This is a genomic window from Sphingomonas sp. BK069, from assembly GCF_014193405.1.
Classification (GTDB): Bacteria; Pseudomonadota; Alphaproteobacteria; order Sphingomonadales; family Sphingomonadaceae; genus Sphingomonas.
This window is the reverse complement of sequence record NZ_JACHZH010000007.1, coordinates 92,162-105,239: the sequence shown is the minus strand read 5'-3', so window position 1 is coordinate 105,239 and position 13,078 is coordinate 92,162. Positions and strand designations below refer to the sequence as shown.

Annotated in this window: 10 protein-coding genes; 2 read left to right on the top strand and 8 right to left on the bottom strand. The window is 72.1% G+C overall.

The annotated features are described in order from the left end of the window. Positions 1 to 175 precede the first annotated feature (175 nt). Positions 176 to 565, top strand: coding sequence for a hypothetical protein (locus FHY02_RS18325; RefSeq protein WP_183924917.1), 390 nt, complete (start codon positions 176 to 178; stop codon positions 563 to 565). A 113-nt stretch (positions 566 to 678) separates the two neighbouring features. Continuing rightward, positions 679 to 1,008, top strand: a complete 330-nt coding sequence (locus FHY02_RS18320; RefSeq protein ID WP_183924915.1) for a UrcA family protein — start codon at positions 679 to 681, stop codon at positions 1,006 to 1,008. 138 nt (positions 1,009 to 1,146) lie between these two features. Here the strand turns inward: FHY02_RS18320 and FHY02_RS18315 are convergent, their stop codons facing one another. The 8 genes from FHY02_RS18315 to FHY02_RS18280 form a co-directional block, all read right to left on the bottom strand. Continuing rightward, the gene (locus FHY02_RS18315) at positions 1,147 to 2,094 is read right to left on the bottom strand and encodes a YncE family protein (RefSeq protein ID WP_409322692.1); all 948 of its coding nucleotides are present in this window, start codon (positions 2,092 to 2,094) and stop codon (positions 1,147 to 1,149) included. After that, positions 2,091 to 2,984: a sterol desaturase family protein gene (locus FHY02_RS18310; protein ID WP_183924913.1), complete on the bottom strand. Its 894-nt coding sequence runs from the start codon at positions 2,982 to 2,984 to the stop codon at positions 2,091 to 2,093. The genes FHY02_RS18315 and FHY02_RS18310 overlap by 4 nt, the downstream gene beginning before the upstream one ends. A gap of 91 nt (positions 2,985 to 3,075) precedes the next feature. Then, positions 3,076 to 4,659, bottom strand: coding sequence for a sulfotransferase (locus tag FHY02_RS18305; RefSeq protein WP_183924911.1), 1,584 nt, complete (start codon positions 4,657 to 4,659; stop codon positions 3,076 to 3,078). A gap of 7 nt (positions 4,660 to 4,666) precedes the next feature. Then, positions 4,667 to 5,596, bottom strand: coding sequence for a DNA-binding response regulator (locus tag FHY02_RS18300; protein ID WP_183924909.1), 930 nt, complete (start codon positions 5,594 to 5,596; stop codon positions 4,667 to 4,669). Further along, positions 5,583 to 7,055 (bottom strand): hybrid sensor histidine kinase/response regulator, encoded by a 1,473-nt coding sequence (locus tag FHY02_RS18295; protein WP_311731879.1) that lies wholly within the window; start codon positions 7,053 to 7,055, stop codon positions 5,583 to 5,585. Before FHY02_RS18295 ends, FHY02_RS18300 begins: the two co-directional genes overlap by 14 nt. After that, the gene (gene atzF, locus FHY02_RS18290) at positions 7,052 to 8,836 is read right to left on the bottom strand and encodes an allophanate hydrolase (protein ID WP_183924907.1); all 1,785 of its coding nucleotides are present in this window, start codon (positions 8,834 to 8,836) and stop codon (positions 7,052 to 7,054) included. Before atzF ends, FHY02_RS18295 begins: the two co-directional genes overlap by 4 nt. Then, the gene (uca, locus tag FHY02_RS18285; protein WP_183924905.1) at positions 8,833 to 12,444 is read right to left on the bottom strand and encodes an urea carboxylase; all 3,612 of its coding nucleotides are present in this window, start codon (positions 12,442 to 12,444) and stop codon (positions 8,833 to 8,835) included. Before uca ends, atzF begins: the two co-directional genes overlap by 4 nt. Beyond that, positions 12,444 to 13,070, bottom strand: coding sequence for an urea amidolyase associated protein UAAP2 (locus FHY02_RS18280; RefSeq protein ID WP_183924903.1), 627 nt, complete (start codon positions 13,068 to 13,070; stop codon positions 12,444 to 12,446). The genes uca and FHY02_RS18280 overlap by 1 nt, the downstream gene beginning before the upstream one ends. Between the last annotated feature and the right edge of the window lie 8 nt (positions 13,071 to 13,078).

Below are 13,078 nucleotides of genomic sequence, written 5' to 3'. Positions count from 1 at the left end.
CCGCGACTGTCGGCCCGCGTCGGCGCCTCGCCCGGGCCCGATCGCTGCGATGCGAGATTGTTGGCAGCGGCGGCAAATCGATATGGGGCGTTTGACGTAAGCGCTCCCGCCGACGCTCGCCCCTACGTCAAACGGCGCATGTCGGACGCGTCGGGTCGCAGGCTATGCCGATCACATGGTCCGATCCCTCTTTCTCGCGCTGACCGGCTGCGCCGTCCTCTCGGCCGGACTGTCGGCGTCGCCGGCGGCAGCGGAGCGCGCGGCCAGCGCGCGGCTGGTCCACTGCGGCAAGGCGACCTGCCTGCGGCTCTCGGGCCGGCGCGACGGTGCGGCGACGGAGCTGCGGGTGGACGGACGTGTCCTGTCCGTCGTCGGCGAGCGTTCCTGGCAGGTGACGGTTCCGCTCGCCCAGGCGCGGACCTGGCGGCTCACGCGCGGCTATGCGGTGCCGATCACGCTGGTCGATCGTGCGAGCGGGGCGGAGCGCATGCTGGCGGTGCCGGTGCCGCCCGGCGCGCTCGGCGCGCGCGTGGAGCTCGCGTCGCTGATCGTTCGCGCGCGCTGATCCTGCGCGGGACGCTACGTTCTCCGCGCCTCGCTTGTGCCGGCGCGAGCGCGATCCTACATGGCTGCGACCCGATTGCCGGAGAGCGATGGGCAGCGATGCAGGAGATGAGGATGAAGATCGGTCTGGCCGCATGTGCCGCATTACTGATGGCCACGCCCGCGCTCGCCGCGCCCGGCGCGGACCCGCTCTCGGCCGAGAGCAGCGTGCTTAATCTGCGCGGCCTCGATCTCACCAGCGTCGAGGGGCAGCAGCGCCTCGCCATCCGCATGGACCGGGTCGCCGACACCGTCTGCGGTCAGGGGATGAGCAGCGTCCATCTCGCGCTCGCCGCGCAGGCGCGGGAGTGCCGCGCCGACGTGCTCAGCGACATGCGCAGCCGAGTCGCCGCGGCGACCGCCGCGCGCGACGCCGGCGGCGCCACGCAGCTCGCGATGCGCTGACCTTTCGCGGGGCGGTTGCTCGGCGATCGCTCCCGCGGCCGCGTCGAACCTCCTTCGGGCTCCGGCGAACGCCGGAGCACGGGTCACCGGCACCGGCACGGCACCTCCGTGTCCGCAGCATTGCGACGCTCCAGCGCGTCACCTCCCCATGCAAAGGGGCCTCTTCCACCAAGACAGCGTGTGCGCGTCGTGCGCGCTGGTCCACAGCCCGGCGCGCGTGTAGCGCAGCGCGCCGCTGCCCGCCGCCGCGCCGATGCGCGCGGTGATCGCGAGCGAGGCGGGATCGATCACGACGAAGGTCTGCCCGGCGGTGGTGCGCAGCCAGACCTTGCCGCCGCCCGCGTCGATGTCGCCGTAGGCGAGCGTCGCGTCGACCTTGATCCGTCCCGTCACGTCGCCGCTCGCCGGATCGACGCGCGCGACCGTGCCGTCGCCCTGCTCCTGCACCCACACCGCGCCCTCGCCCGCGACCAGGAAGCCGGGCTCGCGGCCGAGCGCGGTGCGGTGGACGACGGTGTTGCTGGTCGGATCGACCTTCTGCAGGCTCTGGCCCTCCGCGCTGACCGCCCACAGCGCCCCCATGCCGAAAGATAGGTAGAAGGTGCCGGGGTCGACCGGGATCGACGCGGTCACGCGGTCGGTGGCAGGATCGATCCGTGCGACCGTCCCCGCGGCGTCGCTCGCCACCCAGATCGAGCCCGCGCCGGCGACGACGTTGAGCTCGCCCTTGGGGTTGGCGATCCCCGTGGGGATGGTCGCGGTGATCCGGGCGGTGCGCAGGTCGATCCGATGGAGGTTAAGCGCGGTGCAGTCCGCCACCCAAAGCGCCCCATAGGCGACCGTCATCGCGCCGCACGGCCGCGTCATCGCCACCTCGGCGAGCTTGCCGCGACGTGACCAGCGCTCGACGCGACCTTTGTTGGTGGCCCATACCGAGTCGCCGTCGACCGCGAGGAAGTCCGCGAAGCCGGGGACCTGGATCACCTGCTCGCGCGGCGTCGCCGTCCGGCCCGGCGCCGGCGCCGCGCCCGCCAGCAGCGCGAACAATCCGATCGTCGCCGCGTGTGCCGCCGCTCGCGACGTCAAGCGGCGGCCTCCGCGCCGTCGCGCTCGCGCCGATCGTCACGCGTCTTGTAGCGCGCGATCAGCGGACGTGCGGGGAAGAGGAATTGCTCGCCGATCGACAGCCGCCGGCGCTCGTCCTGTCCGACGACCTCGGCCTCGCCCTCGCCGAAGGTGCCGAAGAGGCGATCCAGCAGGATCAGCGAGTTGCCGTAATTGCACCGGGTCTCCGCATAGCCGGTCGAATGGTGCAGGCTGTGATGGCGGATCGTGGTGAAGACGAAGGCGTACCAGCGCGGCGGGTCGAACCGGGTGTTGGCATGCGCGAAGGTGGAGACCACCGCCAGCACGTTCAGCGCGCAGAACATCGCCGGCTGCGGCAGGTCGAACAGCGCCAGCACGCTGAGGCTGATCAGGAACAGCTCGATCGGATTGCCGACCGCGCCCTTCATCGCGTTGAGCTGGGTAAGGTGGTGGTGCGGCGCGTGGGTGGACCAGAAGAACGCCTGATTGTGCATCAGGCGATGCATCCAATATTGCCCGAACTCGACGAGGAACACCGCCAGCGCCACCTGCGCCACGAACGGCAGATGCATCGCCCAGAGCGTCGTGATCCCGAGCCCTTGCTTCAGCGCGGTCAGCGGCTCGTCCGCGAGCGTCTTCGACGCCCAGGCGATCACGGTGTAGCTCAGCGTCACGTAGAAGACGTCGGTGAGGAACTCGCGCCAGGTGAGCCGCCAGCTGGCGTGTCGCTCGTTGACCCACTCGAGCGCCTGGATCATCGCGGTGGTCGACAGCGTTGCGATCACGATCGACCAGGCGCTGCCCGTCCACGTCGCCGGCGCGAGCGCCCAGAACAGCAGCACGGCCGCGACCATCACGGGCTGCACGTAGCTCATCATCGCCTGCTTCATCGTCACCTGCCCGAGCGCACCAGCGTCATGCCTGGCACGCTAGAACAAGCGCCGCGCGGCTCGCAGGTGGGCGAATGACGTAGCCGATGCGTCAGTCAACCGGGATGCCGTGCTGGCGCAGGAAGGCGCGCGCCGGTTCCAGCGCCTCGGCGTGGCGGCGCCAGCGCCCGACCGCATCGCGGTACAACGGTCGGCGCACCTGCGCGGCGCTGGGCGTGGACACCGGCGCCGCGTTCGCCTGGAAGTCGAGGCAGGCGTCGCACCAGCTCAGCCCGCAATGGTGGAGCAGGCGGCGGGTCTGCCCCAGCTGATCCTCGACCAGCGCCTCGTAGCCGAGCTCGAGCACGCGGCCGGGCAAGGCCTCGCGCCAGATCGTCATCAGCCGATCGAAGCGCTGGTAATAGGCCGCGGTGTCGAGCAGGTCGTAGCTGTAGTCGTAGTAGCGCGAGCCGATCGCGAACAGATTGCGGAAGTTGGCGAGCACCGTGTCGAGCGGGTCGCGCCGCAGGCACACGATCGCGGCGCCCGGCAGCGCCCGCGCGATCAATCCCAAATACAGGAAATTACCAGGAAATTTGTCGACGAACCGGGGCTTGCGGCCCGGCACGTGCGCCGCCGCACGGACGAGATAGTCACGCCCGATCGCGCCTGGGTCGGCGTGCGCCGTCGCCCGGATCGTCTCGGGGTCGAGCACCTTTGGACCGCGCGTGGCGGCGTTCACCTTGACCGCGAGCGGCAGCGCCTGCAGCTCCCCGGCGCTCTCCACGTCGGGGTGCGAGGACAAGATGCGGTCGACCAGCGTGGTGCCGGTGCGCGGCATGCCGACGACGAAGATCGGCGCCGCGCCCGGCGGGGCGGATGTCGCTCGCGCGGCGGAAGCCGCCCAGCACGCCTCGATCGCATCGAAGACCGCTTCATCGTCGGCGAAGCGATAGGGCAGAGTGGCGCGGTGCTCGGCGTTGGCCTGCGCCAGCATCGCGAAGGCGGCGTGCGGGTCGGCGAGGTCGTCCAACTCCTTGGCCAACGCGTAGCCGAGCAGCAGCCGGTCGCGCGGCGCGGTGGCGACCGCGCGCGCGGCGGTGAGACGGTCGACGTGGTGGCGCTCGGGGGTTTGCCGCCGCAGTCCGGCGAGCAGGTGATGCGCGCGCGCATCCCCCGGTGCGCGCGCGATCAGCGCCTCCAGTGCGTCCTCGGCCTCCGCCTGCCGCCCGACGAAACTCAGCCCGGCGGCCAGATTGTAGCGGAAGGCGGTGTTGGTCGGCTCGAGCCGAACCGCCGCGGCGAAGTGCGGCAGCGAGGCGGCATGATCGCCCAGCCGCGCGTAGACGCAACCCATCGTGTCGCGCCCCAGCGCGTCCGGCGGCGGCGCGGCCTCGGCCGCCGCCAGCGCGCGAGCGGCGGCACCGTCGCGCCGCACCAGCGTGTACAGTCGCGCGAGCTGGGCAAGATATTCGCCGCGCCGGTCGCGCTCGACCGCCTGCTCGATCAGCTTGATACCGCCGCTGACTCGGCCGAGCATCGCGGTCGCCAGGCCGGCGAGGAAGAACGGCTCGGCCGCCGCGGGCGCGGCGTGGCGCCAGCGGTCGGCCGCGGCGAGCGCCGCCGTGATCTCGCCGCGCGCGAGGGCGCCGCGGATCGCGGTGGCGCTGGCGGTAGCGTCGGGCGGTCGGGCCATCGTCGACCTATCGTGTCAGCGTGGTGACCGCGATCGCGGTCGCCGACGCGCGATTCTCCACCCCCATCTTCTCGAAGATCTGCTCGAGATGCTTGTTCACGGTGCGCGGGCTGATCTGGAGGATCTCGCTGACCTCGCGGTTCGGCTTGCCGCGGCTGATCCACAGCAGCACCTCGGCCTCGCGCGAGGTCAGGCCGTGCTGCGCGGCCAGGATCGTCTTCTCCTCGCCCTCGTGCCGCTCGGACAGGCGGAACACCCATTGCGCCGCGGGCGTGCAGCGCAGCAGCCCGGCCTCCAGCGTGCGCTCGCCGGCGGACACGCTGATCCGGGCGCCCGGCGCCGGGGCGCTTGCCTGGAGCTGGCGTAGCGCCGCGGCGAAAGGCGCGGGCAGGGTGCCCGACGCCGCCGACCAGCCGGGGAATAGTCGCTCCAGCATCGCGCCGGCGACGGGGGTCAGCCACTGCGGCTCGCCCGCGCGATCGACCGCCAGCGCCGGCCGCCCGCTGGTGTCGAGCGCGAGCTGGCTGCCGTGTGCCACCCGTGCGGTGGCGAGATGGACGCGGATGCGCGCGAGCAGCTCGTCGAGCTCGATCGGCTTGCTGACGTAGTCGATGCCACCGGCGTCGAGCGCGCGGACGACATGCTCGGTCTCGGTCAGCCCGGTCATGAAGATGATCGGCAGGTGCTGGAAAGCGGGGTTGCCCTTGATCCGCCGCGTCGTCTCGAAACCGTCGAGCTGCGGCATCACAGCGTCCATCAGGATCAGGTCGGGGGTCACGCGCTTGAGCAGGTCGAGCGCGGCGAGACCGTCGATCGCGATCAGCACGCTCATGCCCGCGTCCTCCAGCGTGCTGGTCAGGAAGCGCAGCGCCTCGGGCGTGTCGTCCACCACCAGGACGACGGGTCGCGGCGACTCGGTCGGGTCAGCGCGTCGCATCGTCGATCGTGCCGAGCAGCGCGCGCAGGTCGAAGTCGCCGAGCTGCCGCCGCAGCACCGCCGCGAGCGTGCCGGCGGCGGGGATCGCGGCGGCGAGATCGTCGATCGCGCGCCCGACGCCGCGCACATGGCCGACCTCGGTGAGTTCCCGCACGCGCGCGAGCAGCGGTGCGGCCTCGGGCGGAAGGCCGGTCTGGGGCGCGGGAGCGTCCGGCGGAGCGACCGGCGCGACCGGCGAGGCCTCCTCCCAGCGCAGGCCGAGCTGCGCGCCGATCACGGCGACGAGCGTGTCCAGCTCGACCGGCTTGGTGACGAAGGCATCGTGGCTGCTGCGCCCGTCGCCGCCGGCGCGGAAGGCGTGCGCGTCGGCCGAGACCATCACGATTCGCAGCGGCGCGCCGTGCGCCGCGCGCAGCCGTTCGGCGACTTGCCAGCCGTTGAGTCCCGGCATCTGAATGTCGAGCAGGACGACGTCGGGCGTGACCTCGGCGGCGAGCGCGATGCCCTCTGTCCCGTCCGCGGCGACGTGAACCACGAAGTCGAGTCCCCCGAGCAGCGCACGCAGGATGTGGCGCTGCGACGGGTCGTCGTCGATCACCAGCACGGTGCGACGCGGTCCCTCGTAGCCGATGATCCGCCCGCGCGCGCCGCGGCTCCGCGCCGGCGTCGCGATCGAGGGCAGCATGGCGCGGAAGCGGAACACGCTGCCGATGCCCGGCGTGCTGGTCACCGCGACGTCGCCGCCCAGCACGCGGGCGAGCACGCGCGTGATGGCGAGGCCGAGTCCGATCCCGGGCTGGCGCTGCGCCGCCGCTAGGCTGCCGCGATCGAACGGCTCGAACACGCGCTCGAGGTCCTCGGGCGGGATGCCGATGCCGGTGTCGATCACCTCGATGTCGGCGACCTGGCTGCGATAGCGCACCGCGAGCGTGACGTGACCGGCGGGCGTGTATTTGATTGCGTTGGAGACGAGGTTGATGAGGATCTGGCGCAGCCGCTTCTCGTCCGCCTTGACCTGATCGGGCAGGCGGTCGCGCACGTCGAGCGTCAGCGTCAGTCCCCTGGCACTCGCCTGCATCCGGAACATGTCGACGACGTGCTGAAGCAAAGCGCGAAGGTCGACGAGGTCCTGCCGGATCGTCAGCACCCCGCTCTCGATCCGCGAGATCTCGAGCAGTCCCTCGACCAGGTTGGTGACATGCTCGGCCGAGCGGCGGATGATCGTGCCCGCCTCCGCGCCGGAGAGATGGTGGTCGCGCTCGAGCAGCTGGGCATAGCCGTAGATGACGTTGAGCGGCGAGCGGATCTCGTGGCTGACCGCGACGAGGTAGCGCGTCTTGGCCTCGTTGGCCGCCTCGGCCGACTCCCGCGCGCGCTGCAGCTCGGCCAACGCGCGCGCGTGCGCGGCGGGCTCGGCGTCGAGCGGCGCGCCGTCGGTGGGGTCGGCCGCGGCGGTCACGCCCCGGCCGGGCGGGAGAGGCCGTCGATGTACGCGCGCCAGCCGCCCAGCGCGGTGATGTCGCGCGCGCCCTCGATCGCGCGCGGCTCGGCCACGAAGCCCTTCACGACCGACCCGTCCGCGAGCGTCACCGAGCCGATCGCGAGCGGCGCGGGCACCTCCACCACGAAGCTGCCGAAGGCGGCGACGTCGAGCTCGTACACCTCGACCGCGATCGCGGCGCCGTCGGCGGCATGGATCAGCGCGGGCTTGGGCGGGGTGCTGTTCGCGATCGCGTACAGCCGGTAGCTGGGCGCGGTGGTGGTGGCGGCGACCAGCCGCGCGTCGCGCGAGCTGAGCTGCCAGTGCAGCGGCATGCCCTCGAGATGGGCGCCGACGACCGCGAGCTTCACTGTGTCCATTCTGTCCTCGATGTGAAGGGGAGGGGGAGGGGGCAGCGCGGCGGCGTCGAGATAGGCCTGCCCGGCGTCGAGCAGGCCCGTGTCGCTCCACGCCGGCGCGATCAGCGTGACGCCGAAGCCGGTGCCATTGTCGCGCCAGCCCGCCGGCACGGCCAAGGCAGCCATGTCGAGCAGGTTCACGAAATTGGTGTAGAGTCCGAGGTTACTGTTGAGCGCGACCGGCGCGGCGCGCATCTCCGCGATGCGATAGATCGTCGGCGCGGTCGGCAGCGCGAGCAGGTCGACGCGCTGCCACATTTCTCCCGCGGCGCGCTGCAGCTCGGCGAGGCGATACTGGCCGCGGAACACGTCCACGCCGCTGGTGTGGCGCCCGTCTTCCAGGATGGCGCGGACGGTCGGATCGAACGCCTCGGGGCGCTCGTCCAGCAGCGGCAGCGCCGCGGCGACCCGCTCCGCCACCCACGGGCCGCCGTAGAGCAGCATGGCCGCCTCGCGCAGCGGCGTCATGTCGAGCTCGACCAGCTCGGCGCCCCGCGCGGCGAGCGTCGCCAGCGCGCGCTCGTACGATCGCTCCGACGCGGCGTCGCCGAGGAAGAGGCGCTGGTCGGGTCGCGGCACGCCGACGCGGCGCGGCGCGAGCGTGCGCTCCTCACCCCCGCGCGAATAGGGATCAGCCGGGTCGAAGCCGGCGACCACCGCGTCGACGATCCGCGCGTCCGCGATCGTGTGGGTGAGCGCGGTGATACAGTCGAGCGTGCGGCAGGCGGGCACCAGTCCCGCCGTGCTCCACCGCCCCTTGGTCGGCTTGAGCCCGATCAGCCCGTTGAAAGCGGCCGGGACGCGGCCCGACCCGGCGGTGTCGGTGCCGAGCGCGAAAGCGACCAGCCCGGCCGCGACCGCGACCGCGGAGCCCGAGCTGGAGCCGCCGCTGACATAGGCGCGATTGAACACGCAGGCGGGCGCGCCATAGGGGCTGCGCGTGCCGTTGAGCCCGGTCGCGAACTGGTCGAGGTTGGCCTTGCCCAGCGGCACCGCCCCCGCGTCGATCAGGCGCTCGACTACGGCGGCGGACTCACCGGGCGTGTAGGCGAAGTCGGGGCAGGCGGCGGTGGTCGGCACGCCGGCTAGGTCGATATTGTCCTTGATCGCGAACGGCACGCCCGCGAGCGGCAGCCCTTCACCCGCCGCCACGCGCGCGTCGACCGCGGCGGCGGCGCGCAGCACCGCCTCCTCGTCCAGCCGTGTGATCCACACCGCGGGCTGCACCTCGGCATAGGCGGCGATCCGCGCCAGCGCCTCGCGCGCGACCGCGACCGCGCTGGTCTCGCGCGCGTTGACCGCGGCGGCGAGCGGGGCGACGTGGAACGGCGGCGCGCTCATGCCACCTCCACCGCCAGCATCGCACGGCCGGGCGAGAGCGCCTGCTTCTCCTGCACGTAGATGCCGCGCACGACCCCGCTGACCGGGCTGATCACCGCCGATTCCATCTTCATCGCCTCGATGATCGCGATGGTGTCGCCCGCGCTCACGCGCGCGCCGTCGGCGACGAGGAGCTTCCACAAACTGCCGCCGAACGGCGCCTCCACCATCTCGCAGCCTTCGGGCAGCACGATCTCGGTGTCGCTCGCGGCGGAGTCGGCCTCCTCGGTCAGCGCGGCGACGCGGTCGAACTCGCCGTCGCGCTCCCAGGCGGCGCGCTCCGCGTCGAAGGCGGCCTGGCGCCGCGCCTGGAAGGCCTGAATCGTCTCGGCGTTGTCGGCGAGAAAGGCGCGATAGTCGGCGAGGCGGAACACCTCCTCCTCGATCCGGATCGCGCGCCGGCCGAGCGGGAAGTCGCGCCGCCACTCGGTCAACTCGTCGTGGCTGACGGGGAAGAAGCGCACACGGTCGAAGAAGCGCAGCAGCCAGGGCTTGCCGTCGCGGAAGGCGTCGGTCTGCCGCCACGCGTTCCACACCTGGATGGTGCGGCCGAACAGCTGATAGCCGCCCGGCCCCTCCATGCCGTAGATGCACATATAGGCGCCGCCGATCCCGACCACGTTGGGCGGGGTCCAGGTCCGCGCGGGATTGTATTTGGTGGTGACGAGGCGGTGGCGCGGGTCGATCGGGGTCGCGACCGGTGCGCCCAGATAGACGTCGCCCAGCCCCATGACGAGATAGTCGGCGTCGAAGACGATCCGCTTGACCTCGTCGATGCTGTCCAGCCCGTTGACGCGGCGGATGAACTCGATGTTGTCGGGGCACCAGGGCGCGTCGTCGCGCACCGACTCCATGTATTTGTCGATCGTCTGGCAGATCGCAGGGTCCTGCCACGACAGCGGCAGGTGGACGACGCGCGAGGGGATCTCGAAATCGTCGAGCCCGCCGAGCCGCTCCTCCGCCGCGACCAGCGCGTCGAGCAGCGCCGCCTGCGACAGCAGCCGGCTGTCATAATGGAGCTGGAGCGAGCGGATCCCCGGCGTCACGTCGATGATGCCTGGCAGACCGCTCCGCTCGACCTCGAGCATCAGCGCGTGGACGCGCAGGCGCAGCTCGAGGTCGAGCGTGATCGGGCCGTACTCGACCAGCAGGTTGCGGTCGCCCTGCTGTCGATAGGTCACCGCCGGGCGCACGCCCTCCGCCGCGATCCGGTGCAGCACCGGCGAGCCGAGCGCGTCGTCGCGCGCTGCGGGCTCGCTCGCGGCGCCGGCGAGCGTGGCCACCAGCTGATCCTGCGCGCGCTCGGCGGCGGCGGCGCTGGCCTCGTCGATCGGCGCGAAGCGCACGCTGTCGCCCGGGGCGAGCTGACCGACCTTCCACAGGTCGGCCTGCGCCACGACGAAGGGGCAGACGAACCCGCCGAGCGATGGCCCGTCCGGCCCGAGAATGATCGGCATGTCGCCGGTGAAGTCCACCGCGCCGATCGCATAGGCGTTGTCGTGGATGTTGGAGGGGTGGAGCCCCGCCTCGCCGCCGTCGGTGCGCGCCCACTCGGGCTTAGGGCCGAGCAGGCGGACGCCGGTGCGGTTGGAGTTGTAATGCACCTTCCACGCCGTCTCGCGCAGCATCGCGATGTCGCCGGGGGTAAAGAAGTCGGGCGCGCCATGCGGGCCGTAAAGCACGCGCAGCGTCCAGTCGCGCGTGATCGCGGGGCAGTCGGCGGGGGCGAGCGCGCCCGCGTGCGCCAGTTCGGCCGGGGTCCGCGACAGGTGGAGCGTGTCGCCGGTCATCACCGCGCGCCCCGCGTGGCCGCCGAACTCGCCGAGCGTGAAGGCGCTGCGGCTGCCGAGGAACAATGGCACGTCGAGCCCGCCCGCGACGAGGATATAGCCGCGCATCCCCGCACCGGTGACCCGGCCGATCTTGAGCGTCTGCCCCGCGGCGACGTCGACGGGCGCGTAGCAGCCGAGCGGCACGCCATCGAGCGTCGCGCCGAAGTCGGCGCCGGTCAGGCAGACGCGCGCCGCTGCGTTGAACAGCAGCGTCGGCCCGGCCGCGGTGATCTCCAGCCCGGCGGCGTCGTCGGCGTTGCCGACCAGCCGGTTGCCGAGGCGGAAGGCGAGCGAGTCCATCGGACCCGAGGGTGGCACCCCGACGTGCCACAGGTGGAGGCGGCCGGGATAGTCCTGCACCGTCGTCGAGGCGCCTCCCGCGAGCACGCGGATCGTGCGCGGCGTGTAGGCGATGTCGGCGAGCGCGCGCGTCGACACCGCGCCGCTGGTGAAGACGTCGGAGCGGACGACCGTGCGCAGCCAGTCGAGGTTGGTCTCGATCCCGGCGATGTCGGTGCGGTCGAGCGCCTCCTGCATCGCAGCGACCGCCGCCTCGCGCGTCGGCGCGGTGACGATCAGCTTGGCCAGCATCGGGTCGTACCAGGCGGACACTTCCGTCCCCGCCACGACCCAGGTGTCGACGCGTGGCCCCTCCGGAAAAGTAACGCCGACGAGCCGGCCCGAGCTCGGGCGATAGTCCTGCGCCGGGTCCTCGGCGTAGAGGCGGACCTGGATCGAGGCGCCCCGCGGCGCCGCGACGAAGCCATGGAGGGAGCCGAAGTCGCCCGCCGCACCGCGCACCATCCACTCGACCAGGTCGACGCCGGTCACCTGCTCGGTGACGCCGTGCTCGACCTGCAGCCGGGTGTTGACCTCGAGGAAGAAGAAATCGTCGCGCTCGGCGTCGTAGAGGAACTCGACCGTGCCGGCCGAGCGATAGGACGCGGCGGCGGTGAGCCGCACCGCGGCATCGATCAGCGCCTGCCGCGTCGCGGGCGGGAGCAGCGGGGCGGGCGTCTCCTCCACCACCTTCTGGTTGCGGCGCTGGAGCGAGCAGTCGCGCTCGCCGAGCGCGACGACATGGCCCGCGCCGTCGCCGAACACCTGCACCTCGATGTGGCGCGCGCGCGCGACATAGCGTTCGAGGAAGACGCCGCCGTCGCCGAAATTGCCCGCGCCGAGCCGCGCCACCGTGGCGAAGCCGTCGCGCACGTCGGCGGCGTCGGCGCACACCTTCATGCCGATGCCGCCGCCCCCCGCGGTCGCCTTGAGGATCACCGGATAGCCGATGCGCTCCGCCGCGGCGAGCGCGGCGGCCTCGTCGCGCAGCAGGTCGGTGCCGGGGGCGAGTGGCACGCCCTGCGCGGCGGCGAGGTCGCGCGCGGTGTGCTTGAGGCCGAAGGCGCGGATATTGTCGGGCGTCGGGCCGATGAAGACGATCCCGCGCGCCGCGCAGGCCTCGGCGAAGGCGGTGTTCTCCGAGAGGAAGCCGTAGCCGGGGTGGATCGCCTCGGCGCCGGTCGCCTCCGCCGCGGCGAGGATCGACTCGACGTCGAGATAGCTCTCGGCCGCGGGGGCGGGGCCGATGCGGACCGCCTCGTCGGCCTGTGCGACATGCGCCGACCCCGCGTCGGCGTCGCTGAACACCGCGACCGAGCCGACGCCCATCTCTCTCAGCGTGCGGATGATGCGGCAGGCGATCGCGCCGCGGTTCGCGATCAGGACCTTGGCGAACATCAGCCGATCACCTGCATGCGCACCGGCGTGGGATGGAAGCCGTTGCAGGGATTGTTGATCTGCGGGCAGTTGGAGACGACGACGATCACGTCCATCTCGGCGCGCAGCTCCACCGTGAGCCCCGGCGCGGAGATGCCGTCGACGATCCCGAGCGTCCCGTCGGCCTCGACCGGCACGTTCATGAAGAAGTTGATGTTCGACACCATGTCGCGCTTGCCGCGGCCGGCGCGGCCGTTGGCGTCGAGGAAATTGTCGACGCAGCTGTGCTGCGCCTTGGTGTGGTGGCCGTAGCGCAGCGTGTTCGACTCGCACGAGCAGGCGCCGCCGATCGTGTCGTGATAGGCGACGCTGGTGGCGGTGATCGTCATCATCGCGCGCCCCTCGTTGGACAGCAGCACCGCGCCCTCGCGCAGGAAGATGTTGCGCTGCGCCGCGATCGTGTCCTGCGCGCTGTAGCGCTCGGCGTCGTCGTCCGCGGCGTACATCAGGAAGTCGACCGCCTGATTGCCCTCGAGATCGATGATACGCAGCGTCTCGCCGGCATCGACGCGGTGCATCCACGGCGCGCGTGCGGGCACCACCTCGTCGTGGCGGAGCGGGCCGGGGAGGGGAAGGTCAAGGCTCATGTCGCTCC